Source organism: Stenotrophomonas maltophilia complex sp. Om-AH-Sm3, from assembly GCF_059337855.1.
The window spans coordinates 543,609-568,116 of record NZ_JBYBLQ010000001.1 but is presented as its reverse complement, the minus strand read 5'-3'; the positions used below and the strand labels follow the sequence as shown (position 1 = coordinate 568,116).

27 protein-coding genes are annotated in these 24,508 nt (G+C 67.3%); 5 read left to right on the top strand and 22 right to left on the bottom strand.

From position 1 onward, the window contains the following. Positions 1–15 precede the first annotated feature (15 nt). Positions 16–624 (top strand): HutD/Ves family protein, encoded by a 609-nt coding sequence (locus tag AC10QF_RS02630; RefSeq protein ID WP_494541696.1) that lies wholly within the window; start codon positions 16–18, stop codon positions 622–624. A gap of 50 nt (positions 625–674) precedes the next feature. Here the strand turns inward: AC10QF_RS02630 and AC10QF_RS02625 are convergent, their stop codons facing one another. From AC10QF_RS02625 to AC10QF_RS02565, 13 genes are all read right to left on the bottom strand, one after another. Further along, positions 675–2,279 (bottom strand): sulfite reductase subunit alpha, encoded by a 1,605-nt coding sequence (locus AC10QF_RS02625; RefSeq protein WP_494541695.1) that lies wholly within the window; start codon positions 2,277–2,279, stop codon positions 675–677. Next, complete coding sequence (locus tag AC10QF_RS02620; RefSeq protein ID WP_053496839.1) at positions 2,276–3,247, bottom strand: FAD:protein FMN transferase; 972 nt, start codon at positions 3,245–3,247, stop codon at positions 2,276–2,278. The genes AC10QF_RS02625 and AC10QF_RS02620 overlap by 4 nt, the downstream gene beginning before the upstream one ends. A 56-nt stretch (positions 3,248–3,303) precedes the next feature. Further along, entirely contained in the window at positions 3,304–4,107 is an 804-nt protein-coding gene (locus AC10QF_RS02615) for a DUF4198 domain-containing protein (protein WP_494541694.1), read from the bottom strand. Between the two features lie 121 nt (positions 4,108–4,228). Beyond that, positions 4,229–4,747: a DUF2271 domain-containing protein gene (locus AC10QF_RS02610; protein WP_005408420.1), complete on the bottom strand. Its 519-nt coding sequence runs from the start codon at positions 4,745–4,747 to the stop codon at positions 4,229–4,231. Between the two features lie 40 nt (positions 4,748–4,787). Further along, on the bottom strand, positions 4,788–5,426 hold the full coding sequence (locus AC10QF_RS02605; protein WP_069139011.1) for a PepSY-associated TM helix domain-containing protein: 639 nt from the start codon (positions 5,424–5,426) through the stop codon (positions 4,788–4,790). A 166-nt stretch (positions 5,427–5,592) separates the two neighbouring features. Next, positions 5,593–8,013, bottom strand: coding sequence for a TonB-dependent receptor domain-containing protein (locus AC10QF_RS02600; RefSeq protein WP_494541693.1), 2,421 nt, complete (start codon positions 8,011–8,013; stop codon positions 5,593–5,595). A gap of 145 nt (positions 8,014–8,158) precedes the next feature. After that, on the bottom strand, positions 8,159–8,560 hold the full coding sequence (locus AC10QF_RS02595; protein ID WP_053496847.1) for a hypothetical protein: 402 nt from the start codon (positions 8,558–8,560) through the stop codon (positions 8,159–8,161). 164 nt (positions 8,561–8,724) lie between these two features. Continuing rightward, entirely contained in the window at positions 8,725–9,402 is a 678-nt protein-coding gene (locus AC10QF_RS02590; protein WP_494541692.1) for a Fe2+-dependent dioxygenase, read from the bottom strand. A 10-nt stretch (positions 9,403–9,412) separates the two neighbouring features. Further along, complete coding sequence (locus AC10QF_RS02585; RefSeq protein ID WP_494541691.1) at positions 9,413–10,132, bottom strand: tetratricopeptide repeat protein; 720 nt, start codon at positions 10,130–10,132, stop codon at positions 9,413–9,415. A gap of 70 nt (positions 10,133–10,202) precedes the next feature. Further along, positions 10,203–12,494 carry a TonB-dependent receptor gene (locus AC10QF_RS02580; protein ID WP_494541690.1) on the bottom strand — a complete coding sequence of 764 codons (2,292 nt, stop codon included), beginning with the start codon at positions 12,492–12,494 and terminating at the stop codon, positions 10,203–10,205. 149 nt (positions 12,495–12,643) lie between these two features. Beyond that, positions 12,644–13,048 (bottom strand): hypothetical protein, encoded by a 405-nt coding sequence (locus AC10QF_RS02575; protein ID WP_005415592.1) that lies wholly within the window; start codon positions 13,046–13,048, stop codon positions 12,644–12,646. A gap of 173 nt (positions 13,049–13,221) precedes the next feature. After that, complete coding sequence (locus AC10QF_RS02570; protein WP_005415593.1) at positions 13,222–13,554, bottom strand: non-heme iron oxygenase ferredoxin subunit; 333 nt, start codon at positions 13,552–13,554, stop codon at positions 13,222–13,224. Further along, a complete protein-coding gene (locus tag AC10QF_RS02565; protein ID WP_065177925.1) occupies positions 13,551–14,090 on the bottom strand; it encodes a GNAT family N-acetyltransferase in 540 nt (179 codons plus the stop codon). Before AC10QF_RS02565 ends, AC10QF_RS02570 begins: the two co-directional genes overlap by 4 nt. A 68-nt stretch (positions 14,091–14,158) precedes the next feature. Here AC10QF_RS02565 and AC10QF_RS02560 point away from each other — a divergent pair, with 68 nt between their 5' ends. Then, complete coding sequence (locus AC10QF_RS02560; protein WP_065196581.1) at positions 14,159–14,650, top strand: hypothetical protein; 492 nt, start codon at positions 14,159–14,161, stop codon at positions 14,648–14,650. Positions 14,651–14,704: 54 nt separating this feature from the next. Here AC10QF_RS02560 and AC10QF_RS02555 read toward each other — a convergent pair whose 3' ends face one another. The 5 genes from AC10QF_RS02555 to AC10QF_RS02535 all read right to left on the bottom strand — a co-directional run bounded on the left by AC10QF_RS02555 (position 14,705) and on the right by AC10QF_RS02535 (position 20,008). Beyond that, on the bottom strand, positions 14,705–15,961 hold the full coding sequence (locus AC10QF_RS02555; protein ID WP_005415596.1) for a cysteine desulfurase: 1,257 nt from the start codon (positions 15,959–15,961) through the stop codon (positions 14,705–14,707). Further along, positions 15,958–17,220 (bottom strand): Fe-S cluster assembly protein SufD, encoded by a 1,263-nt coding sequence (gene sufD / locus AC10QF_RS02550; protein ID WP_494541689.1) that lies wholly within the window; start codon positions 17,218–17,220, stop codon positions 15,958–15,960. Before sufD ends, AC10QF_RS02555 begins: the two co-directional genes overlap by 4 nt. Continuing rightward, positions 17,220–17,984 (bottom strand): Fe-S cluster assembly ATPase SufC, encoded by a 765-nt coding sequence (gene sufC / locus AC10QF_RS02545; protein ID WP_005415598.1) that lies wholly within the window; start codon positions 17,982–17,984, stop codon positions 17,220–17,222. The genes sufD and sufC overlap by 1 nt, the downstream gene beginning before the upstream one ends. 74 nt (positions 17,985–18,058) lie before the next feature. Next, positions 18,059–19,534: a Fe-S cluster assembly protein SufB gene (sufB, locus tag AC10QF_RS02540; protein ID WP_005408435.1), complete on the bottom strand. Its 1,476-nt coding sequence runs from the start codon at positions 19,532–19,534 to the stop codon at positions 18,059–18,061. A gap of 18 nt (positions 19,535–19,552) precedes the next feature. Further along, positions 19,553–20,008 (bottom strand): SUF system Fe-S cluster assembly regulator, encoded by a 456-nt coding sequence (locus AC10QF_RS02535; RefSeq protein ID WP_049414161.1) that lies wholly within the window; start codon positions 20,006–20,008, stop codon positions 19,553–19,555. 211 nt (positions 20,009–20,219) lie between these two features. On the opposite strand from AC10QF_RS02535, the gene AC10QF_RS02530 reads away from it, so the two are divergent. Then, positions 20,220–20,687 carry an SET domain-containing protein gene (locus tag AC10QF_RS02530; RefSeq protein WP_012479369.1) on the top strand — a complete coding sequence of 156 codons (468 nt, stop codon included), beginning with the start codon at positions 20,220–20,222 and terminating at the stop codon, positions 20,685–20,687. A 122-nt stretch (positions 20,688–20,809) separates the two neighbouring features. Further along, the gene (locus tag AC10QF_RS02525; protein WP_005415602.1) at positions 20,810–21,352 is read left to right on the top strand and encodes a type 1 glutamine amidotransferase domain-containing protein; all 543 of its coding nucleotides are present in this window, start codon (positions 20,810–20,812) and stop codon (positions 21,350–21,352) included. A 73-nt stretch (positions 21,353–21,425) separates the two neighbouring features. Here the strand turns inward: AC10QF_RS02525 and AC10QF_RS02520 are convergent, their stop codons facing one another. The 4 genes from AC10QF_RS02520 to AC10QF_RS02505 all read right to left on the bottom strand — a co-directional run bounded on the left by AC10QF_RS02520 (position 21,426) and on the right by AC10QF_RS02505 (position 23,700). Continuing rightward, positions 21,426–22,022, bottom strand: a complete 597-nt coding sequence (locus AC10QF_RS02520) for a YceB family lipoprotein (RefSeq protein WP_005415603.1) — start codon at positions 22,020–22,022, stop codon at positions 21,426–21,428. Positions 22,023–22,103: 81 nt separating this feature from the next. Continuing rightward, the gene (locus AC10QF_RS02515; RefSeq protein WP_065177922.1) at positions 22,104–22,643 is read right to left on the bottom strand and encodes a hypothetical protein; all 540 of its coding nucleotides are present in this window, start codon (positions 22,641–22,643) and stop codon (positions 22,104–22,106) included. A 56-nt stretch (positions 22,644–22,699) separates the two neighbouring features. Beyond that, entirely contained in the window at positions 22,700–23,008 is a 309-nt protein-coding gene (locus tag AC10QF_RS02510) for a DUF3861 family protein (RefSeq protein WP_069139020.1), read from the bottom strand. A 293-nt stretch (positions 23,009–23,301) separates the two neighbouring features. Further along, entirely contained in the window at positions 23,302–23,700 is a 399-nt protein-coding gene (locus AC10QF_RS02505) for an HU family DNA-binding protein (protein WP_005415606.1), read from the bottom strand. A 372-nt stretch (positions 23,701–24,072) separates the two neighbouring features. Here AC10QF_RS02505 and AC10QF_RS02500 point away from each other — a divergent pair, with 372 nt between their 5' ends. Further along, positions 24,073–24,504 carry an OsmC family protein gene (locus AC10QF_RS02500; RefSeq protein WP_494541688.1) on the top strand — a complete coding sequence of 144 codons (432 nt, stop codon included), beginning with the start codon at positions 24,073–24,075 and terminating at the stop codon, positions 24,502–24,504. Positions 24,505–24,508: the final 4 nt, after the last annotated feature.

Here is a 24,508-nt window from a genome sequence, read left to right as displayed (position 1 = left end):
TGATGCAATGCGCCGATGAACGTCGACTCCCTGCTGCACACTCCGAGCCAGGTCATCTCACGCCTGGACTACCGCCGCGAACGCTGGCGCAACGGCCTGGGCTGGACCCGCGAGATCCTGCGCCTGCCCGCGCAGGGGGATGACTGGGCGCTGCGCCTGTCGGTGGCCGAGATCGAGCAGGACGCGGCGTTCTCCGCCTTCCCCGGCGTGGAGCGCGAACTGGTGCTGCTGCAGGGCAATGGCGTGCGTCTTCGCTTCGAGGATGGCCGTGTGGCGGAAGTCCTGCCGCCGCACGGGCGCGTGCGCTTTGCCGGCGAGGAAACGCTGCACGGCGAACTGGTCGACGGCACCACCCACGACTTCAACCTGATGTGGAAGCGCGACCTGCTGCAGGCCGAACTCCTGCACCGGCCACTGGTGGGCAGCATGTTCTTCTTCTGCGAACCAGGTGTTGCCTGGGCGCTTTACCTGTTGGCCGGTCATGCCGAATTTGGGGCTGACAGCGGTCTGCCGCCGATGCACGCTGGCGATACCGCGTGGTTGGCGGCCGGTGAACGGCAAAGGCATGCGTTGCAGGGCGGTGGCGAGTTGCTGGCGATCCGGGTCAGTGCGGCGGTGGGATGATTCCTCGGCGCCGGTGGGCGCTATCCACGCCATGCGTGGATGCGGCGACCTCAATACACATCGCGCCGGTAACGACCGGCCAGCAGTAGCGCTTCCTTGTCCGCAGTCCCCAGCACCTGCTCGATCACCGCATCCACCGCCGGGGCCATGCCCTGCAGGCTGCCACAGACCAGGATCGTCGCGCCTTCATCCACCCACTGCCGCAGTGTTGCTGCTTCGGCCAGCAGGCGGTCCTGCACATAGCGATGCACACCGCCATCGCGGCTGAACACAGCATCCAGCCGCGCCAGCGTGCCGTCGGCCAGCATTGCCTGCAGCTCTTCGCCGAAATGGAAGTCATGCGCGGCGGTGCGCTCACCGAACAGCAGCCAGGTACGGCGCGCGCCACTGCGTGCGCGTTCGTGCAGGTGTGCGCGCAGGCCGGCGATGCCGGTGCCGTTGCCGATCAGCAGCAGCGGTACCTCGGCGGCGACGCCGTGGAAATTGTCGTTGCGGCGCAGGCGCAGCTGCACCGGTTCGCCAAGTGCGGCGTGGTCGCACAGCCAGCCGCTGCCGATGCCGGGTGTTCCATCGGCGCGAAGCTGGCGACGCAGCAGCAGCTCCACCGCGCCGTCGGCCATCACTGAGGCGATGGAGTACTCGCGATGCGGCAGCGGCTGCAGGGTCGCCAGCAGCGCGGGCAGATCACCCGGGGGAACCAATGAAGGCAGGTGCGAGCGCGCGACGCGTGCCAGCAACGTCTGCCCGTCGTCCAGCACCCTGTCCGCATCGAAGCGCTGTGCGTCCAGCCAGGCACGCACGGTGTGCGACGCATGCTGCGGGCCGATCTCGGCGATGTCGCCGGCCTGCCACTGCACATCTGCGCCGGCCGGTGGCCGCAGGCGTAACCAGTACACTGGACCGCCGGGGCTGCCCGGGTTCAGATGTTCGCGCTGCAGCAGCGTCCACGGCTGATATTCGGCCGGGCTCCAGTCGGGCAGTTCACTGGCGCCACCACCGAGTTGTCCCAGCAGCTGTTGCCAATGACGCAGCGCTGCCGGATCGGCGTTGTCGACCTCGATCACATCGAACAGCGCATGCGCGCCGTGCTGCCGCAGCCATTGGTCAAGCTGGTGGCCGAATCCGCAGAAGTGGCCGTAGCTGCGGTCGCCCAGCGCGAGCACGCCGTAGTGCAGGTGCTGCAGTGAAGGCGGCGAGACCATGACATCGCGCAGGAACGGCAGCGCGTGGTCAGGCGGATCGCCCTCACCGGTGGTGCTGGCGATGAACAATGCACGCTGGCTGCCGGCCAGCAAGGCGGCGTCGACCTCATGCAGACCGCGCACGCGCACCGGCACGCCGGCACCACGCAATGCCTCGGCACTGCGTTCGGCCAGGTCGCGGGCAAAACCGGTCTGGCTGGACCAGACCAGCAGGATCGGTGCGGCATCGCCAGAGGCAGCATGGTCGCGCGGTCGCCCACGCCACCACAGTGCGGCGCAGGCCAGCGCATACAACGCCGTAGCGAGCACCGCGATCTGCGACTGCCGCGCCGGTGGCGCGCCCTGCCACCAGGCTTCGCCCAGATGCAGCCTCAGCAGCGCCCAGCCGATCACTGCCAGCAGGAACAGCACCAGAGCGTTGCCGAGCCACGCGCGCGACGGACGGGTGCTCATGCGCCTTGCTCGTCGAGCAGGCGCTGGAAGGCGCTGCTGAGAAATTCGAGTGGGCCATCCGCTGCGCGATGCAGGTAGCGCGCGGCCAGTCCTTCGCGTTCGGCCAGCGCCATGCCGTGCTCGCGGCCGAGTACGGTCAGTGCGGTGGCCCAGGCATCAGCATGCATCGCGTCGTCGGCGACCACCGTCACCGCCGCTGCAACCTGGCGAACCGGCCTGCCGCTGCGCGGGTCGAGGCTGTGGCTGTAGGCCTCGCCATCGGCCTGGTACTGATGCCAGCGATCGCCGGAGGTGGCGACCGCCTTGCCATCCAGCGCCAGCACCCGCAGTGGTGTTTCGGTGTGCGCGTCTTCTTCGGGTGCGGATTCCACCAGCACGCGCCAGGGATGGCCATCCGGTTTGCGGCCGTAGCCGGCCAGCTCGCCGCCGACTTCGATCAGCGCTGCCGCAATGCCTTGACCACGCAGCCAGGCAGCCACGTGATCGACGCCGAAGCCCTTGGCGATCGCAGAGAGATCCAGTTGCAGTCCGCCCGGCTGCAGCAGCGCATCGCCGCGCCATTGCAGGCGCTGCCAACCGCAGCGCTCGCGCGTGGCCTGTACGGTGGTGGCATCGGGTTGGCGGCGTTCGCCGGCGTGTGCACCGAAGCCCCACAGCGCAACCAGCGGACCGATGGTGGGATCAAAGGCGCCGCCACTGGCGGCAGCGATGGCCTGTGCGCAGGCCAGAACGTGGCGGGTCTCGGCCGGCAGCACGCACCATTGGCCCGCGTTGGCGCGGTTGTAGCGACTCAGGTTCGAGCCGGGCTCCCAGGTGCTCATCTGCGCCACCACCGCATCCAGCCGCGCCTGGATGCCGGCATGCAGTGGATGCAGGTCGCGCTGGCGCGGCGCGACCAGCGACACGCTCCACGTGGTGCCCATGGTGGTGCCGCCGAGGCGGGCGATGTCGAGCTGGGGATCGGTCATGGTGGTCTACCGCAGGCACGATGCCGGGGCCTGCCCGGCATCGCGGTCCACATCTATTACTGCGGCAACACTTCCAGCGTGGCGACGTAGCTCAGGCGGCGCTTGGCGGCCTGCTTCACCGAGGTCTTGTTGTCTTCGGTGCCGGTTTCCAGCCAGTACATGCCGGCTTCCGGCCAGGTCACCTTGATCTCGCCCTTGGCGTCGCTGGTGAGCTTCAGTTCGTCCTGTGCGTTGCGGTAGCGGGTGGCGCCCCGCACGATCTCGAACTCCAGGCCAGCGGTCTGCTTGCCATCGACCAGCACGCGGAAGGTGGCTTCCTCGCCGGCGAACAGGTCGTTCGGGTGGCCAACAGCGACCAGCTCGATCCCCCGGTTGGTCGGCTTCAGCGCGGTGTCGTTCGGCGCACCGTTGGTGACGAAGGTCTCCACGCGGCCCACCGACTGGCTCAGTTCCAGCTTCTTCGCGTCCTTGGGCAGTTCGCCAAGGGTCGCCAGGCTGCCGCGCCAGCGCTTGCGCTCGCCGTTCTGCTCGTAGGTGGCGAACAGGCCGTCATTGACCGACGCGATGCGGTAGGTGCCCGGCTGCTTCAGTTCGATGTCGAACACGCTGCGGTACTTGCCGGTGGTCGCGTTCTGCGGCTGCACGGTGCTGCCGTCCGGCGCGGTGATCACCAGCGATTCCAGTCGCAGCGGCACGTGGTTGAAGTAGAACAGGTCGTTGGAGACCGCACCGTCGACGGTGATCCACGGTGCGTTGCCGGCGATCACGGTCTGCGAGGGCAGCAGCCAGGCCTTGTGGGCCAGGGCGGAGAAGGGAAGGGCAGCGGCCAGGGCGGCGGCGAGGACGAGCGTGCGCTTCATGCGGAAGACTCCAGTTGGAAGGGGTCGGATCCCTTTCCAACGGAAAGGGCTCTGATCCCGGGGATGTGGCGATGGGGTCAGAGCCCTTCCTGTGGAAGGGATCCGACCCCGGCTCAGACAATTACGGTTTGACGGCGAGGGTGACCTGACCCAGTTCGGTGGCGCCCTGCGCCTTGCCGTTCTGCGCGGCGGTGGCCGGCCAGGTGAAGGGGATCTTCAGCAGTTCGCGGCCGCCGACTTCGCGCACCGCCTCCACCACCAGGGTGTAGTTGCCCGGGGCCAGCTGCTTCAGTGCCGGCTGCCTGTCGTTGAACGACAGCGCGTGCTTGCCGGCCGGGCGGGTCGGGCCGGTCACGCCGTCCACCGGCACCTGCAGGGTGCGGCCGCTCTTGCGCCACCACTGGCGCAGGTCGGGCAGCCACTTGGTGCCGTGGCCTTCGCTGTTGCTGGTCTGCTGGTACCAGACCGACAGGTTGGCCGCGACCTTCTGGTCGGCGCCTTCCAGCCACACCGCCACATACGGGCGGTGGTATTCGGCCACGTTGAGCTTGGGCACTTCGACGTTGATGTCGAGGGTGGTGGCATAGGCCGGTGAGGTGGCCAGCAGGCCGCTGAGGGCGATGGTCAGGGTGACGCGCATGGGGCGGCTCCGGAGGAACGGATGGAATTCACGGTGGAAGTCAGTGGATCAGCAGCAGGGCGATCAACAGCGGGATCATCAGGCCGAGGCCGACCAGCGGCCAGGTCATGCGCCGTTGCCGCGCATGCAGGTGCAGCAGGAACAGGCCGGTGATGCAGAACACCAGGCAGGCCACGGCGAACAGGTCCAGGAACCATCCCCACGCCGGGCCTGCGTTGCGGCCCTTGTGCAGGTCGTTGAGGTAGGAGACCACGCCGCGCGAGGTCGATTCGTACTCCACCGCGCCGGTTTCGCGGTCGATGCTCAGCCAGGCGTCGCCACCGGGGCGCGGCAGCGACAGGTAGATCTCCTCGGCCGACCACTCGGCCGGGCGTCCACCGATGGCGATGCCCAGCTGCGTGTCCAGCCAGTGCCGGGCCGGGCGCGGAATCGGCGCGTTGCCATCCTCGCGCGTGCCCAGCTGGCCCAGCAGCGCGGCCGGCAGTTCCAGATGCTGGTTCTGCACCTCGGGCTTGGCCTCGATCTTCGCGGCATGGTTAAGAGTCAGGCCGGTCACCGCGAACAGCAGCATGCCGATCAGGCACACCGCCGAGCTGATCCAGTGCCACTGGTGCAGCGTCCGCAGCCAGAAGCCACGGTTCTGTTGCTGCTGCACGGTGGAAAGGGCGGGACGGCTCACGGCACGGTTCGAGGCGGACGGGGACTGCCCATTACATCATTGATGAGAATAGCTCGCAATTGCGTGTCGTTCTGTATCCCGGAGTTGTTTCGGGTTGCCGGCCAGCGGCCGGCACTACCGATCGGTAGATCCACGCCATGCGTGAAGCAGGAGCAGGACGCGGCGATCAGAACTTCGCGTTCAGCGAAATCCAGTAGCTGCGGCGCTGATCCTTGGTCGCATAGTCGTCCACGCAGTTGAACTCGCTCTGGCTGATCAACAGGCACGACTGCGAGACGAAATCCTTGTCGAACAGGTTGTTGACCCGTGCGTTCACCGTCAGCCAGGGCGTGGCCTTCCAGCTGCCACCGAAATGGAAGATCGTGTAGTCCTCGTAGTAGCGGGTGTGGCTGGCGCCGTTGGCGTCCAGCAGCGTGTCGCGGTAGCGGTCGTAGCGGCCCTCGCCGATCAGCGACAGGCTGACCGCTTCGTTGACCTGCCAGTTGAGGCTGGCGTTGGCCATGTGTTTTGCCGGCATGGTGCCGCTGATCGGCAGCCCCTTCTGTGCGCCACTGGTCTGCTCGCTCCTGGTCCAGGTGTAGTTGCCGCGCAGCTGCAGGGTATCGAGCAGGTCGACATGCGCGGCCAGTTCGGCACCGCGGGTCTCGGCCTTGTCGATGTTCACGCTCTGAGTGAAGGTGCTGTAGCCCAGTGCCGCCCAACCCGGGCCGATGTCCACGCAGTAGCCGCTGCCGACGCGCGCCACTTCGCAGTTGGGGAAGGTGCCGCCGCTGGCGATCTTGTCTTCGAACGTGTTGAAGAAGCCGGTGACGTTGAAGCCCCAGCGCTGGCCCTCGTAGTAGGCGGCCAGCTCGTAGTTGGTGCTGGTTTCAGGCTTGAGGTTCGGCGAACCGACCAATGGCAGCACGCCCTGGCCACCGAAGCCGGTGATGCCCGGGAACAGCTGGTCCGGTCGCGGGGTCTTGTAGCCGGTGCTGACGCCGCCCTTGAAGGTCCACGCATCGCTGGCGTTCCACACCAGGTAGCCACGCGGACTGACGTGGCTGCCGAACACGTTGTGGTCGTCGTAGCGCAGGCCGAAGGTGGCGGTGAGGGTGTCGGTCAGCGCCCAGTTGTCCTCGGCGAACAGCGCCCACATGCGGTGTTTCTGCTTGACGTTGCTGCGGTAGCCGGCGCCGTCCATGCCGAACACACCGTCGACCATGTCAGTGTTGTTGTACTGGCCACCCACCGTCAGCTTGTGCGCGCCGAAGTCCAGGTCGAGCATCGTGTCGAGCACGTAGTCTTCCAGTTCCATGGTGCGCAGCGGGCGCGGCAGGAACGCCTGCAGGCGCGCCATCTCGCTGGGATTGAGCGCAGTCAGCGCATTGCCACGGCCGGCCGCGCAGTTGTTGGCAGCACCGGTACGACGGCAGACGTCATTCCACAGCGTCTGCAGGTTGGCGCGCTCGTCCAGGGTCAGCGGCAGCGAACGACCCAGGTTGCTGCTCTTGCTGTGGGTCAGCGAAGTCTGCCAGGTGCCGAAGCTGTAGCGGCCCTGGTGGGTCAGCGACAGCTGATCGCGCTCGTAGCGTTGGTAGGCGGTATAGCCCACGCGCGGCTGCACCACACGGCGGGTGACGGTGCCGCTGCCGTTCGGGTTGGGGATGACCGCATTGCCGACGCGCCACAGGCTGGCCAGGCTGTCCAGCGTGCCGGTCTGGCCTTCGCGGTTGTCGTACTTCTGCCGAGACACGTCGTAGTCCAGCCACAGTTCGTGATCGTCGTTGATGCGGAAGTCCAGGCGCACACCGGTGTTCCAGTTGGTGTTGGCGACCGACTTGCCGCCACCGCCGAAGCCGATGCTGCGCTCCCACGGCGTACCGTCGGGAAGGGTCAGTGCATCCCATTCCGGGTTCGATGCCTTGGCATCGTAGTAGCTGCCGCGTAGTGCCAGGCTGAGGCGGTCCTTCAGCAGTGGGCCGCTGAGGTAGAGGTCGGTGGTGCGCGCATCGCCGAACTGGTCGTCCTGCTGCACGGTGAAGCCTTGGGTCACCGAGCCGTGCCAGCTGTCCTGGTTGCGGCGGGTGATGATGTTGATGACGCCGCCCATCGCGTCCGAGCCGTACAGCGTGGACATCGGCCCGCGCACGACTTCGATGCGTTCGATCGCCTCCAGCGGCGGCAGGTAGGCGAACTGGCCGCCACCGAAGTTGTTCGGATAGATCTGGCCGACATTGCTCTGGCGGCGGCCGTCGATCAGCACCAGGGTGTACTCGGACGGCAGGCCGCGCATCGACACGGTGGCGCGGCCGTTCTTGTCGGTCGCTTCCAGGCCCACGTCGATGCCTTCGACGTCGCGCAGCGCGTCGACCAGGCTGGTATAGGGGCGCTTGCTGAGTTCCTCGCGGCTGACCACGCTGATGCTGGCCGGGGCATCGATCACCTTCTGTTCGAAGCCGGAGGCGGTGACCACCACCTTGTCCAGCGTCTGCGGGGCGCCGGCGGCGTCACCGTGGGCGAAGGCGGGGCTGGCGAAAGCCGCCAGCACGGCGCTGGTCAGCAGGGTACGGGACAGAGACGAACGGACACGATGGCGCTGGGCCATGGCAGTTACCTCGAAGGATGCAGGGTGGCGCGATGCCGTGCGCGAAGGGCGCGGCAGGCACGGAAGGCCCGGTCAGGGGCGGCAGGGATGAAGCAGACAGCGGCGTGCAGGCGCGACCGCGCAGGCGGTCACGCCAGGCCGTGGATCAGGCGAGCGGCGGCGCCTGGCCGCGTTGCTGGCGGCGCCCGGGCGCATCGGCCCAGGGCGTGTCCGGAGCGGCCAGCGGCCAGTCCGGGCGCACGCCGGGCATGGCCGGCGTGGCGGGTACGAGTTCGAGTTCAGTGCGCAGCCAGTGGCTGGCCAGCAGCAACGGTGGGTGTGCCTGCTCGGCCGCTTTCACCGGGGTGGCGGCACAGCGGCGCAGCTTGGCCGGCGCCTCTTCCTGCAGGGGGCTTTCGCCACCGCGCTCTTCCAGCGGCATCTGCATGGCCATTCCGGCCTGGGCCTGTGGCAGCAGTGGCAGGGTGCCCAGCAGCAACGCCAGCATCGCCACCCATGCCAGCAGGCTGGCCAGCGCCGGACGCTGGCCGCGCATGGCGGTGCCCATCTTTCGATGGATGAGTGGGCGAGGGCGAAGCGGACGCAGCAAGCAGGGGTCCCCAGGGGTCTGCCGGCAGCGGCCGGCATCAACGGGGCGTGATTGTAATGAGAGCCGTTAGCTGTTGCAAATGAGAATGATTGCCAAAATGCCGCAGGCCGGCCCGGCAAGGCTCAGACTTCGCTCCAGCGCCGCAAAAGGTTGTGGTACACGCCGGTCAGCTGCAGGATCGCCTCGGCGTCGCCGCCGGTCTGCCGCAGGCGCTCGATCGAGCCATCCATTTCCCACAGCAGGCGGCGCTGCACGTCGTCGCGGATCATGCTCTGCACCCAGAAGAAAGAAGCCACGCGTGCGCCACGGGTAACCGGCCGCACCTGGTGCAGGCTGCTGGACGGGTACACGACCAGGTCGCCGGCCGGCAGCTTCACTTCGTGCTCGCCGTAGGTGTCGCTGATGATCAGTTCGCCGCCCTCGTACTCATCCGGCGCCGACAGGAACAGGGTGCAGGAGATGTCCGAACGCAGCTGTTCACCATTGGCGAGGTTCATCACCGCGCCATCGACATGGAAGCCGTAGGTGCCGCCGCCGCTGTAGCGGTTGAAGCGCGGTGGCAGGTACTTCAGTGGCAGCGCGGCGCTGAAGAACAGCGGGTGCCGGGCCAGCGCGACGAGGATGATCTCGCCCAGTTCGCGGCGCAGCGGGGAAGCCTCGGGCAGCTGCTGGTTGTGCTTGGCCTGTGCGCCCAGATGCCCCACGGTTTCGCGGCCATCGGTCCAGTCGGCGGCATCCAGTCGGCGGCGGAAGCCGGCGACCTGATCGGCGCTGAGAATGTCGGGGATGTGCAGCAGCATGCGGGACTCCTCAGAGGGACGGCGGTGCGATCAGGGCGCGCACCTGGGGATGCGGCGACGCGGCCAGTTCCGGCACGATGTGCGCCATGAACGCCGGACTGCCGTGCGCCAGGGCGAGCCGCAGCCAGTGCACGGCCTGCTCGACCTGGCCGGCCTGCAGCAGGATCGAGGCGTAGTTGGCCTGGCCGCGGAAATCACCGGCCTCGGCCGCGCGCCGGTACCAGCCCAGGGCGGCCTGCGGATCGCGCTCGATCTCCAGGCCGTCTTCAAGGTGGCGGGCCAGCAGGTTCATCGATTTGGCATGGCCCAGGTGCGCGGCACGGGTGTACAGGGCCAGTGCCTGCGCGCGGTCCTGGGGCACGCCGCGGCCGGTGGCCAGCAGGTTGGCCAGGTTGTACAGGCCCCAGTCCAGGCCGGTGTCGGCCGCGCGCCGGTACCACACCGCGGCCAGCGTGGGATCGGGCGTGGTGCCCTGGCCCAGCTCATGGCAGCGGCCGAGCATGTTCATCGCCATCGGCGCGCCGTTGTTGGCGGCGGTTTCGTACCAGAGCAGCGCAGCCGAGGCGTCCTGCGCGGTGCCTTTACCTTCCATGTGCATCTGCGCGAGCAGCAGCTGCGCCTCGACCTGCCCGGCCTGTGCGGCGTCGCGCACGCGTGCGAACGCAGCCTGTGGATCCTGCTGGAGCAGCTCGGCCAGGGCGTCGCTGTCGATGGGGGTACGGGTTGCCATGGGGTGAGTATCGCCGGAAACAAAAACGGCGGCAGGAGAGCGCCTGCCGCCGTGGTGGAGCGCCGTTACATCAGAACTTGACGTTCAGTGCCAGGGTGGCCGAGCGACCCGGGGCGATGCTCGCGTAGTGCGAGGCATAGGCCTTGGTGAAGTAGGTCTTGTCGGTCAGGTTCTGCACGTTGAGCTGCAGGCTGATGTTGTCCTGGATCGCGTAGCTGGCCATCGCGTCGAAGCGGGTGTAGCTCGGGATCCACTTGGTGTTGGCGACATCACCGTACTGCTTGTCCGAGTAGAACGCGCCGGCGCCGAGGGTCAGGCCGATCGGGAAGCGGTAGGTGGTCCACAGGTTGGCGCTGTGCTTGGCAGTGTTCGGGAACACGTTGCCGTTGTATGGCGACGGCACGTACACGTTGGACGGGCAGGTGCGGCCCACCGGTGCGCCACAGACGAAACCGTTGTCCTTCAGTTCCGAGTCCAGGTAGGTGTAGCCGCCGTACAGGCTCCAGGCGTCGGTCAGCTGACCGGTGAAGCCCAGTTCGAAGCCGTTGATCTCCTTCTTGCCGGCGTTCTGGCTGGTGCCATTGTCGACCGTCACGCGTGCGTTGTTCATCACGGTGTGGAAGATCGCTGCGGTCAGGTTCAGGCGCTGGTCGAACAGGTCCCACTTGGTGCCCAGTTCGAGGTTCTTCGTGTCCTGCGGCTTGAGGTCGGCCACGGCGGCGCTCAGGCCGTCCGAACCGTCACCACCGTCCATGCCCGGCGGGGTCGAGGAGGTGCCCCACGACAGGTAGATGCTGCCGTTGGCGGCCGGCTTGAACACCACACCGGCCTGGTAGTTCAGGAAGTCATTGCTGTTGCGCACGCGGGTCGGTGCCTTGCCGGCCACCGGGGTGGTCAGGGTGGTGCGGAAGTCGTCGTAGCGCAGGCCGAGGTTGATCATCCACTGCTCATTGAGCTCGATGGTGTCGAACACGTAGGCCGAGGTGGTCCTGGTGCGCTGCTCGACGTCCAGTGCCTTGTCGCTGCGGTACACCGAATGGGTGGCTGCCCACGGATCGCGCGGATCCGGATTGGCGAAATCGGTGCAGTTGTAACCGGTGGCCGCGCCGGTGGTCGGGCACTTGCTGTTGCCGGTGAGCGGGTTGCTGGTGCCCGGCGTCATCAGGTAGCTGCCGCGGGTCATCTTCTCGTCGCTGTATTCCACGCCAGCGCTGTAGCTGTGCTTGAGCGCGCCGGTCTGGAAGGCACCGGTCAGGCCCAGCTGGTCGGCGAAGCTCTTGACGTCGACGGCGCGGGCGTTGGTACGGCGCCACAGGGTGCCGTAGTTGTTCGGGTTGCCCTGGCTGTCGTCCGGCTGGGTCCACAGGTAATCGTTGCTGGTGTTGCCCAGGCGCGCGATGTTGCGCAGCTTGTGGCCGCCGAAATCGTAGCTGGCATCCAGGGTGCTGATGTCGGCGCGGGTGCGCTGGAAGTCACGATCGACCAGGCCGTAGTAGTTGTTGCGGTCCGGCACCATCGGGCGGCCATCGACCCACTTCGAGGCCGGCGCCCCGTTCGGGTTGCCATACGGGAAGCCACCCGCGTCCGGCAGGTCATCGCTCTGCATGTGGTAGTGGCTGGCGATCAGCTGCGCCGGGCCGTTCAGGCCGAACGCGATCGACGGTGCGATGCCCCAGCGGCTGACATTGGCAGCGTCACGGCCGGGGATGTCCGACTCGTGCTTCATCAGGTTCAGGCGGGCGGCGATGCCATCGCCCAGCACGTAGTTGGCATCCACGGTGCCGCGTGCGTAGCTGTCGGTACCGATGCCCATGCTGGCGCTGGTCTCGTTCTTCAGCTTCGGCGTCTTGCTCACCAGGTTCAGGCTGCCACCACCGGAATCACGGCCACCGTAGGCCGAGCTCGGGCCCTTGACCACTTCCACCTGCTCCAGATCGAAGATCTCGCGGGTCTGCGAGCCGACGTCGCGCAGGCCGTCGACGAAGACGTTGCTCTGCGAATCGAAGCCACGGATGAAGGGGCGGTCGCCGGTCGGGTTGCCGCCTTCGCCGGCACCGAAGGTGATGCCCGGCACCATGCGCAGCGCATCCTGCAGGTTGGTCGCACCGGTTTGGGCGATCAGCTTCTCCGACACGATCGACACTGACTTGGGGGTGTCCAGCAGTTCGGCGGTGAACTTCGGCGAGGACGGATTGAACCAGCTGCCGCGCACCTGCACCTTGTCCAGGTCGGTGGCCTTGCTGGATGCGGCATCAGCGCTGTCGGCAGCCTGCGCGGCCAGCGGCGCGAAGCCTGCGGCCAGGGTGGCGGTGGCGAGCAGGGAAACGCGCGGGGCGTGCTTGCGGGACGTGATGTGGGTCATGGCTTTGGGTAGTGGCGTGGATCGGGAAACGGCGAAGGCCGAAGCGCAGACAGCGCGACGACAGGGAGGGAGCGTCTTCTGTAGAGCCGAGCTGATGCCCGGCGATGCGGCGAACGACTTCAGGCGCACGGCAACAGCCGCAGGGCGCCTCAGCTGGCGTGCGGTGCGGGTGGCGCGTGGCCGGGGTTCAAGCGCAGTGCGGGATCGTGCAGTTGCCGGCGCAGGGCATCGGAGCGCCATAGCGGGATATGTGCGACCAGGGGCGCGCGCAGGGGTGCCACTCCGGTGCAGGGCGTGTTGCCCTCACCCTCAAGCGGCGGCTCCGGTGCAGGTGCAGCATGTTGCGGGCATTCGTCTGCCGACGGCGCCGGCAATGGCATGACCTGGCGCAACCCTTCGGCATGTGCCTGCCACCCTTGGGTAGTCGGGGCGTTGCTGCGTCCTTCGTGCAGCGCCGACCAGCCCAGCAGCAGCGTCAGCAGAACGGCCACGGCCAGTGGCCACCCCTGGCGGGCGAGCTGGCACAACGTGGCAGTGGGCGCGGGCGAAGCCATGGCGCGAGGGAAGTCGTTACGAAGATGTTACGTAGAATAACATCAACGATAATGATTCGCATGTACGGGGTGCTGCGGGACGCCGGGGCGGCCGGGGAACGCCCTGCGAAGGCCCTTGCGGGGCCTCCTGCAGATCCAGCCCAGGGAGGATACCCCCAGGTCGGGGCGCCGCCTCAATCCCGGTCGTCGCGCGTCCAGACGGCGTCGTGTTCGCGCTTCACAGGGAACTTGGGCACCGGGGTATAGGCCGGTGCGCACAGGGCGCGGCCATCGCGTACGTCGAAGCGCGCGCCGTGCAGCACGCACTCCACGCTGCCTTCGGCGGTGTTGAACTCGCCCGAGGACAGCTCGAATTCCTCGTGCGTGCACTGGTCTTCCAGCGCGTACAGCTCGCCGTCGAGGTTGAACACCACGATCGGGGTGCCGGTCACCTCGTCGAACACGCTCTTCATTTCACCGGGCAGCAGCTCGTTGCTGGCGCACACGAAGGTCCAGGTGTCGCTCACGCGGCCGCTCCGGCCAGCGGTTTTTCCAGGATCTCGAAGCGCAGGTCGTCACGCTTGGGGATGCCGAAGCGTTCGTCGCCATATGGGAAGGGTTTCTTGATGCCGGTCCGCTGGTAGCCACGACGCTCGTAGAAGGCGATCAGTTCGTCGCGTACGTCGATCACCGTCATCTGCATCACCGGCACGTTCCATTCGCGTGCGGCGTGGGCTTCGGCGGCGTCCATCAGCTGTTTGCCGACGCCGCCGCCCTGCTGTGCGGGGTCGACCGAGAACATGCCGAAGTAGCCCTTGCCCTCAACGTCGGCAACGTGGGCGCAGGCCACAAGAACGCCTTCGCGCTCGGCCAGCAGGATGGTGGAGCGGGGGCGGTCCAGGTCGGCCTGGATGCCTTCGGCGTCGATGCGGGCGCCATCCAGCAGGTCGGCTTCGGTAGTCCAGCCCACGCGGCTGGCGTCGCCACGGTAGGCCGAGGTGACGAGGGCGATCAGGGCGGGGATGTCGGCCGGCGTGGCGGCGCGGAAGGTCAGGGTGCTCATGGGGGCATTTTAGGTGGGCAGTGGGCGGGCGCAAATGGGGGAGACCCTCGGCGGTCCTGGCAACCGCTATGCTCGTGCATTCTTCAAATGCCAGGCGGAGTGCAGGGGTGGGCATACCGAAGGGAATCGCGCTGGCCGCAACTGTCCTGCTTGTGGCTCTTCTGGCTTGCCTGCCGGCGCACGAGGAGAGTGGCGGCATCGCGCCCAACGGCCTGGGGTGCCCGCGTTTCAGTGCGTCCCGTGCGTTGCCAGTGACGGTGGAGGCGCTGCGTGCCGATCCCATGCGTTATCACGGCAGACTGGTGCGCGTACGGGGTGCCTACGTTGAGAGCTTCGAAATGTCTGCGCTGCACCCGGGGCCACCGGTGCAGGATCCATGGGCGGCCGACGGCGTGTGGGTGAATGGAATTCCCGTCACGGCGCTGCCGTCGGAGCAGGCGGTTGAACTCACCGGAATCGTATCGGCGGGCCAACCCGCGTTCCCTTACGGCAAGGGGCACCTTGGGCAATGGCCTGCGGAGCTCTGCGTGTCTTCGATCCTGCCCTTGGCGGCGCCATGAAAAACGCCGCGGTTTCCCGCGGCGTTCTCGTTGCTTCCGGCTGCGCTGTGAGTCTTACCCCAGCAGCTTGCGTACCTTGGTCAGCGCGGTCATGAAGCGCTCGATCTCGGCGTGGGTGTTGTAGAACGCCAGCGAGGCACGGCAGGTTGCGGCGACGCCGAAGTACTGCAGCAGCGGGTGTGCGCAGTGCTGGCCCGAGCGCACGGCCACGCCTTCCAGGTCGAGCAGGGTGGCCAGGTCGTGGGCATGCGCGCCATCGATCAGGAACGAGACCACGGCGGCCTTCTCCGGTGCCTGGCCGATGATGCGCAGGCCATCGACGCGGCGCAGCTCTTCGGTGAAGTGCGCCAGCAGTTCGGCTTCGCGCGCCTCCACGTTGTCCTGGCCAAGCTGCTGCAGGTAGTCGGCGGCCACGCCCAGGCCGATGAAACCGGCGATGTTCGGGGTGCCGGCTTCGAACTTGTGCGGGGCATCGTTGAACACGGTGCCGTCGAAGCTGACTTCCTTGATCATCTCGCCGCCGCCGAGGAACGGCGGCATCGCGTCCAGGTGCTCGCGACGGGCCCACAGCGCGCCGGTGCCGGTCGGACCACACATCTTGTGGCCGGTGATCGCGTAGAAGTCGCAGCCGATCGCGGCGACGTCGACCTTGCGGTGCGGTACTGCCTGCGAGCCATCGACCACGGTGATGATGCCGCGCTTGCGCGCTTCACGGCAGATCTCGCGCACCGGGTTGACCGTGCCCAGCACGTTGGAGACATGGGTGACCGCCAGCAGCTTGACCTCCGGGGTCATCGCCGCGCGCAGCGCATCCAGGTCCAGCGCGCCGTCAGGCGTGATCTCGGCCACGCGGATGGTGGCACCGGTACGCTGCGCGACCAGCTGCCACGGCACGATGTTGGCATGGTGCTCCATGCGCGACACCAGGATCACGTCGCCGGCCTTCAGCCGCGGCAACGCCCACGAATACGCCACCAGGTTGATGGCGAAGGTGGTGCCACTGCACAGCACCAGGTCGCTGGGGCGAACGTTGAGGAAGCGCGCCAGCGTGTTGCGCGCACCTTCGTAGGCATCGGTGGCTTCGCTCCCCAGTGCATGTACCGCGCGGCTGACGTTGGCGTTGTAACGGCGGTAGAACTCGTCCACCGCGCCGATCACCTGCACCGGCTTCTGGCCGGTGTTGGCGTTGTCGAAATAGACCAGCGGCTTGCCGTGCACTTCGCGCATCAGCAGCGGGAAGTCGAGGCGGACGCGGTCCCAGTCGGGGGCGCCGGTGCGTTCTTCGATCGGGCGCGGCGTGGACAGGTTCATGCCACACCTGCCTCGGCCAGGGCCTTGTCCAAACGGCGTGCCAGCTGCTCGCGCAGGGCTTCCGGCAGGATCTTCAGCGGCTCATGGCAGAACGCGGCGCTCAGCAGCGCCTGCGCCTGTGCCTGCGGCAGGCCGCGCGAGCGCAGGTAGAACAGCGCGTTGGCATCGAGCTGGCCAACGGTCGCGCCATGCGCGGCCTTCACTTCATCGGCGTCAATCACCAGCGTCGGCTGGGTGTCGATCTCGGCGTCCGCCGACAGCAGCAGGTTCTTGTTGGACAGGTTCGCGTCGGTGCCATCGGCGCCTTCGCGGATCTGGATGCCACCATGGAACACTACGCGGCTGCGGTTGGCGGCTACGCCGCGCCACAGCAGTTCGCAGGCGGTATCGCGCGCGATGTGGTCGATGCCCAGGCGGGTTTCGACGTGGCGGCGGCCATTGCCGAGCAGCACGCCGTTGGCGGTCAGCCGGGCGTTGTCGCCTTCCAGTCGCACGTTCAGTTCATGGCGGCTGAGCGCGGCGCCCAGTTCCAGGTCGACGCGGTGGTACTGCGCGTCGCGGGCCAGCACCGCGTCGGTGCGCAGGAAGCTGGTCTGGCGCGCGCTGCCGGCCTGCACGCGGGCGTGCTTGAGCACGGCGTCGCGCGCGACGTGGGCATGCAGCACGGTGTTGTCCAGGTGGGCGGAGTCACCCACGCTGAAGCGGTGCTCGACCACGCCGAGGCTGGCGCCGGCACGCAGTTCGATCAGGTGGCGGTGATGCCAGGCCAGGTCGGTCTCGCCGGCCACACTGGCGAACACCAGCTGCAGCGGCGCTTCGACCTGCACGCCTTCATCCACGCGCAGCACCACCCCTTCATCGGCCAGCGCGGCATTGAGGCGGGCGAAGATCTCCTCGCTGCGCTCGTAGCGGCGGCCAAGGAAACGCACGGCGTCTTCGCCGCAGGCCAGTGCGGCCGACAGCGGCTGCAGCTGCACGCCGGCCGGCAGGGCCTGCACGTCGCTCAGCGTGGCATCGAGGCGGCCGTTGACGAACACCAGGCGCGGTGCCGGGATGTCATCCAGCAGCGCGGCGTCCAGCGCCGGGCCCTGCAGCGGTGCCGCAGCAAACGCACGGCGTTCCAGCTGGCGCAGCGAGGTGTACTTCCAGGCTTCATTGCGGGCGGCCGGCAGGCCATCGCGCAGGGCCGCATCCAGCACTTCGCGGCGCGCATCGCTGCCGCAGAAGGCCTGGGCCATCGAGTCGAGCAGGGCGCTCATCAGACCGCCGCCTCGGGCACGACCCGGTCCTTCAGGAAATCATAGCCGTGCGCTTCCAGTTCCAGCGCCAGCTCGGGGCCGCCGCTCTTGACGATGCGGCCATCGGCCAGCACGTGCACCACGTCCGGCTTGATGTAGTCCAGCAGGCGCTGGTAATGGGTGATGACCAGGAACGAACGGTCGGCGGCGCGCAGCGCATTGACGCCGTCGGCCACGCTCTTCAGCGCGTCGATGTCCAGGCCCGAGTCGGTCTCGTCGAGGATGGCCAGCTTCGGTTCCAGCACGGCCAGCTGGAAGATCTCGTTGCGCTTCTTCTCGCCGCCGGAGAAGCCTTCGTTGACGCCACGATGCAGCAGCTCGTCCTTCAGGTGCAGCACGGCCAGCTTCTGCCGCACCAGCTTGAGGAACTGCATGGAGTCGAGTTCGTCCTCGCCGCGTGCCTTGCGCTGGGCGTTCAGCGCCGCGCGCAGGAAGTAGGTGTTGTTCACGCCCGGGATCTCCACCGGGTACTGGAATGCCAGGAACAGGCCGGCAGCGGCACGCGCTTCCGGGTCCTGCTCCAGCAGGTCGACACCGTCGAACTGCACGCTGCCTTCGGTCACTTCGTAGCCGTCGCGGCCGGCCAGGACATTGCCCAGGGTGGACTTGCCGGCGCCGTTCGGGCCCATGATGGCGTGCACCTGGCCGGGCTTCACATCCAGCGACAGGCCCTTGAGGATTTCCTTGTCGCCGATGCGGGCGTGGAGATTTTCGATCTTCAGCATGGTGGGGGTTTCCGTGGGGCGGGCCTGGGCCCGCCGGTAAAGAGAATGCGTTTGCGAGGGGCAGGGGCGGGCGGTCAGCCCACCGAACCTTCCAGCGAGACTTCCAGCAGCTTCTTGGCTTCCACCGCGAACTCCATCGGCAGTTCGCGGAACACCTGCTTGCAGAAGCCGTCGACGATCATCGACACCGCGTCTTCCTGGCTGATGCCACGGGCGCGGCAGTAGAACAGCTGGTCGTCGGAAATCTTGGAGGTGGTGGCCTCGTGCTCGACGGTGGCGCCCGGGTTCTTCACCTCGATGTAGGGGAAGGTGTGGGCGCCGCACTGCTTGCCGATCAGCAGCGAATCGCACTGGGTGTAGTTGCGCGCGCCGTCGGCATTGCGGTCCACGCGCACCAGGCCGCGGTAGGTGTTCTGGCCGCGGCCGGCGCTGATGCCCTTGCTGACGATCTTGCTCTTGGTGCGTTTGCCGACGTGGATCATCTTGGTGCCGGTGTCGGCCTGCTGGCGGTGATGGGTCAGCGCGACCGAGTGGAACTCACCGACCGAATCGTCGCCCAGCAGCACGCACGAGGGGTACTTCCAGGTGATCGCCGAGCCGGTCTCGACCTGGGTCCAGGTGACCTTGCTGCGCGCGCCGCGGCATTCGGCACGCTTGGTGACGAAGTTGTAGATGCCACCGACGCCGTTCTCGTCGCCCGGGTACCAGTTCTGCACCGTGGAGTACTTGATCTCCGCGTCTTCCAGTGCCACCAGTTCGACCACCGCAGCGTGCAGCTGGTTCTCATCGCGCATCGGCGCGGTGCAGCCTTCCAGGTAGGAGACGTAGGCCTTGTCCTCGCACACGATCAGGGTACGCTCGAACTGGCCGGTGTGGCCGGCGTTGATGCGGAAGTAGGTGCTCAGTTCCATCGGGCAGCGCACGCCTTTGGGAATGAACACGAAGCTGCCATCGGAGAACACCGCCGAGTTGAGCGCGGCGAAGTAGTTGTCACCCACCGGCACCACGGTGCCCAGGTACTGGCGCACCAGCTCCGGGTGTTCCTTGATGGCCTCGGACATCGAGCAGAAGATGATGCCCTTCTCAGCCAGTTCCTTGCGGAAGGTGGTACCCACGGAGACCGAGTCGAACACCGCATCCACCGCCACGCCGGCCAGCTTGGCGCGCTCGTGCAGCGGCACGCCCAGCTTGTCGTAGGTGTCGAGCAGTTCCTTCGGCACGTCGTCCAGCGAGGCGTACTTCGGGCCCTTCGGCGCGGAGTAGTAGCTGAGCGCCTGCAGGTCGATCGGGGCGATCTCCAGCTTGGCCCAGTCCGGCATCGGCATGGTCAGGAAGTGGCGGTAGGCGTCCAGGCGCCACTGCGTCATCCACTCCGGCTCGTCCTTCTTGGCCGACAGGGCACGGATGGTGTCCTCGTCCAGGCCCGGCGGCAGGGAGTCCGACTCGATCTCGGTGATGAAGCCGGCCGAATACTTGCGGCCGAGCTGCTCGTGGATCTCGCGGTTGGGGGTGTCGTCGTGGGCGACGTTTTCGATGGTTTCGGTGGCCATGGGGGGGCTGCCTGTGGATCAGGAGACGACGTCGACAGCGATAGTGCGGCGCTGTTCGTCATCGGCAAGGGGAAGGGGGGGCAGGATCTGCGCAAGACTGACGTCGCGCAGGGCCTCGGAGACCACGTCGTTGATCAACCGCCAGCTGCTGCGCGCGCCGCACTTGGGTGCCATGCCGCACTGGTGGTGGTCGTGGCTGCATTCGGTCAGGGCAAGCGGCCCTTCCATCGCTTCGACCACTTCGAACAGCGAGATCTCGATGGCCGGGCGGGTCAGCCGGTAGCCGCCACGGACGCCGCGCAGGCCTTCGACCAGGCCGGCCTGGGCCAGCGGCTTGAGTACCTTGCTGACGGTGGGCGGCTCCAGGCCGGTGAATTCGGCCAGTTCGGTGGCACTGAGCACCTCGCCCGGACGGGCGGCGAGCACGGTCAGCACGACGGTGGCGTAATCGGTGAGCTTGGTGACGCGCAACATGGGGATGCGAGTGGTTCTTAAAGCGGACTGAAATTGTACGCTTTTATTCGCCACCATCCAACCCGGGCATTCAGCCGGCGCTGGGGCCGGGCCGGGAGGCTTTGCCAGCGGGCGCTGCCGGGGGCGCCATGCTGCGCCAACCGGGTGATTTTCGCAATCACCCGGAATGGGCGAGAATCCCTGTTCCATCCGCTGCAAACAGCCCGTGCCGATGCCGAAGAAGATCCAAGCCCGCAAGTCCGCCATCCATGGCAACGGCGTGTTCGCCGTCGCCCCGATCAAGCAGGGCGAGCGCGTGATCCAGTACAAGGGCCTGCTGCGCAGCCATGGCGACGTTGATGCCGATGACAGCGGCGACGTCGAAAGCGGCCATACCTTCCTGTTCACCCTCAATGACGACTGGGTGATCGACGCCAACTACAAGGGCAACGATGCGCGCTGGATCAACCACAGCTGCGACCCGAACTGCGAGGCGGTGATCGAGGAGGATGAGGACGGCGACAGCCGTGGCGACAAGGTGTTCATCGAGGCGCTGCGCGATATCAAGGCTGGCGAAGAGCTGACCTACAACTACGGCATCACGCTGGCCGAGCGCCACACCGCCAAGCTGAAGAAGATCTGGGAATGCCGCTGCGGCTCGCCCAAGTGCACCGGCACCATGCTGCAGCCCAAGCGCTGATCCTTCCGGTAGTGCCGGCCGCTGGCCGGCACGGGTCCTCTCCACCTGCCGTGCACGGCAGGGTCACCGCCGTGCAAGGGCCGTTCGTCCACGCTGTGCACTCCCCCAACTGGAGTGCACCCATGGCAGAGCGATTGAAGGGCAAACAGATCGCAATCCTCGCGACCCACGGCTTTGAACAGTCCGAATTGACCGAGCCCAAACGGCTGCTGGAAGCGGAAGGTGCGCGGGTCAGCGTGGTGTCGCCCGCAAAGGAGGCGACCATCAAGGGCTGGAAAGAGAAGAACTGGGGCGACGCCGTCGCGGTCGACATTCCGCTGGACGAGGCGGATCCGGCGGGCTTTGATGCCTTGGTGCTGCCAGGGGGCGTCATCAATCCGGACACACTGCGCACCGACGACGCGGTGCTCAGCTTCATCCGCTCAGTGGATGAAGCCGGCAAGCCCGTCGCGGCGATCTGCCATGGTCCGTGGCTGCTGATCAACAGCGGGCTGGCAGATGGCCGCGAGCTGACCTCCTGGCCCTCCCTTCAGCAGGACCTGGCCAACGCGGGCGCGAACTGGCGCGATGCCGAGGTCGTGGTCGACGGCAACGTGATCACCAGCCGCAAGCCGGATGACATTCCTGCTTTCAGCGAGGCGGTGGTAAAAGCGCTTGCCGCGTGATCCGCTATGCCGGTAGTGCCGGCCGCTGGCCGGCAGATGCAGTCTGCGCTGCCGGCCGCCGGCCGGCACTACCTTATTTGCCCAGCAGGCCTGCCGGCACCAGGTTGCCCAGGTTCTGGTTGAAGGTGACCACCAGCTTGCCGTTCTTGACCTGTGCCGCCTGCACCTGCAGCGCGCCGAGCACCCCGGCCACGGCCGGGTCCAGCTTGTAGATCGGTTCGCGCTGGGCGTAGTCGCTCAGCCAGGCATTGAGCAGGCCGCGGGTGCGTGAGTCGAGGCGGCCGCCCTGGTTGGCCGGGGTGAAGTCATCCACGCTGGGCTGCTGCAGGTGGAAGCCCTGGGTCTGCGCGTCGTAGCGCAGGCCGCTGCTGAGCTTCACCGTACCCAGTTTGGCCGGGTTGCCGCCGGCGGTGGCCAGTGCCACGTCCATGCCAAGGTTCAAGCGCTCGCCGGCCGGAAGGCTCAGCTGAGGATGGCTCATGGTCAGGGAGATCAGGCCGCCAAGGGCGTCCTGGGTGCGCGGGAAGCTGCCATCGAGGTACTGCTGCACGTCGCTGGCACCCACCGACAGTTCGCGGCCGGAAATGGAGGGAGCCGCCTGCGCGCCGATCGCAGCGGCGATCAGTACGGTGGAGGCAGCGAGGCGGGTCATCAGGGAACGCAGGCGCATGGCGGTGACCGATGGCAGGGAATGGATGGATCAAAGAGTAGCCGTGCAGGCTGAATCGCGCGTGCATGCGGCTGTAACGGTTCAGTCCAGCATCGGACGCAGTTGCGCCGACTGGATCTGCCAGGCGCTGCCATCGCTGCTGGGTTGCACGCGGTACCAGCCACCGAAGCGGAACGTACCGTTGGCGGTGACCGCGCGGATCTGCACCGGCACTTCAAGCAGCTGTGGTGGCTGCCGATCGTCGCGGGCGAGCGGGGGATCGCTGTGCAGGCGCAGGGTGCGCAGGTCCTGCAGCTGCCGCAGCGCGGCGTCGTCCGCATGCCGCGGGTCGCTGGGCGGGATCGTCCAGGCGGCATCGCTGGCGGCGCGGTCGCGGTTGAGCAACGCCGCTACGTAGCGGTTGAGCATCGTCGATGGCGGCTCGGCACCGTCGGCGACAGCAGACAGCACCGGCATTTCACTTGCCTGCACTGCTGCGGGATCGGGGCCGGTGCGAGTGTCCGCGGCTGCGGTGGCAGCGACGGGAGCGGACGCTGCCGCGATGTCGCCGGTCGTCTGTGCTGCCGGGCGTGAACAGCCCAGCAGCACCAAGGGTGCGATCAGCAACAGGTTCCTGCGCATGTCTGCCTCCTCCGCGAGGCAACCTGGAGGGCGGCAGTGTAGCGATTGCGCCGGGATCAGCGGGAGGAGGGCAGCTGATCCAGAGCGTCCAGCGCTGGCAGGACCTGGCCGGCGATGGCCGCCAGTGCGTGGCCGCCGGTCTCGGCATGGCGCTGCACGATATCGCGCAGCAGCTGGGTGGCGATCACCAGGGTCGCGCGCTCGTCGCCGCTGATACCGGCGGTACGCGGGGCCCCCTCCAGCAGGCGCATCAGGTCGCGGCTGGCGCGATGTTCCAGTTCGATGGTGCAGCGCCCGGTGCACTGCAACCCGTCCTTTTCGATGGGGGTCACCGAGATCCGGTAGCGGGTGGAGGGGCTGGCCATGAGGGTGTGCTCGCCGTAGCTGTGGAGGATGTGCCCACCATAGGCAAGGCCACGGCCTGAGGCGACGGCCGGCGCTGCACGCAGTGTTCCACCCGGTACGTTCCAGCACCTGCCCAGGCCGCGCTCGGCCAGTGGCGACGGGCCTGTACGGGCATTCCCGGGGAGGCGGCAACGCTGTGTTGCGGATTGCCACAGCGCGACGCATCCACGCATGGCGTGGATCTACCGCCGGGCACGCAAAAAAAACGGGACGACCAGAGCCGTCCCGTCGGAATCCACGTTGGGGCGCGCGCTTACAGCGCGGCGTCCTTCAGCTTCTTCAGCGGACGCACCTTCAGCTTGGTGGTGGCCGGCTTGGCGGCGAACCACTGCTCTTCCTTGGTGAACGGGTTGATGCCCTTGCGCTTCGGCTTGGCCGGCACATTGACGGTGGTGATCTTCAGCAGGCCCGGCAGGGTGAAGGAGCCAGCGCCCTTCTTGTGCACCGAGGAGGCGACGGCGCTTTCCAGCGAGGCCAGCACAGCGCGGACGTCCTTGGCGATGACGCCGGAGGCTTCAGCGATGTGTGCAACCAGGCCGGACTTGGTCAGCACTTCCTTGATCGGCTTCGGAGCGGCCGGCTTGGCGGCTGCCTTCGTCGCGACTTTCTTCGCTGCCTTCTTCGGGGCAGCCTTCTTAGCGGTCTTTGCCATGGTTTCCTGTTCCGTGAACGGTTGGTTGTTTGGTCGGCGCCGAACCCCGTCGGCAAGCGCAATGTAGGGCAACTCTTGGGCGCCGCCAATAGCCCGAAGCGCGGAAAGTGCATGTTTTTTCATATCCAGGCCGATTCAGTACATGGTCGGCGGTGGGGGATGGGGGCACGCCAGCGTGTTCGATCGCCGGCGCCCGCCGATCGGTGGGGCGCGCGAAACCACTGAAAACAAGAGGAAAATGCGTTCCGGGCTGGCGAGGAAGTGTCCACGCGCCGGACTCGGGGGCGACGTCCGGCGTGCGGCGGAGCGACGCAGGGCTAACGCGTGGCGTGCGAGGGTAGCCGTTCATCACCGCCACGCAGGAGCAGCACAATGGGAATCTCGCGACACGCCACCGCGCACTGGGAAGGCGATCTGAAGACGGGCAAGGGGCAGTTGAGCACGCCGCAGAGTGGGCTGCTGGACAAGACCCGCTACGGTTTCAACAGCCGCTTCGGCGACGAAAAGGGCACCAATCCGGAAGAGCTGATTGCCGCCGCGCACGCGGGTTGTTTCACCATGGCGTTGTCAGCCAAGCTCGGCGAAGCAGGCTTCACCCCGACCTCGCTGGACACCGAAGCCAAGGTCGACCTGTCCCTGGAAGGCGGTCCGCAGTTCTCGCAGATCCGCCTGAAGGTCAGGGCGGTGGTGCCCGGCATCGATGCGACGCAGTTCCGTGCCATTGCCGATGATGCCAAGCAGAACTGCCCGGTATCCAAGGCGCTGAGCGCGGTGCCGATCAGCCTGGAAGCCGAGCTGGGCTGAGGGT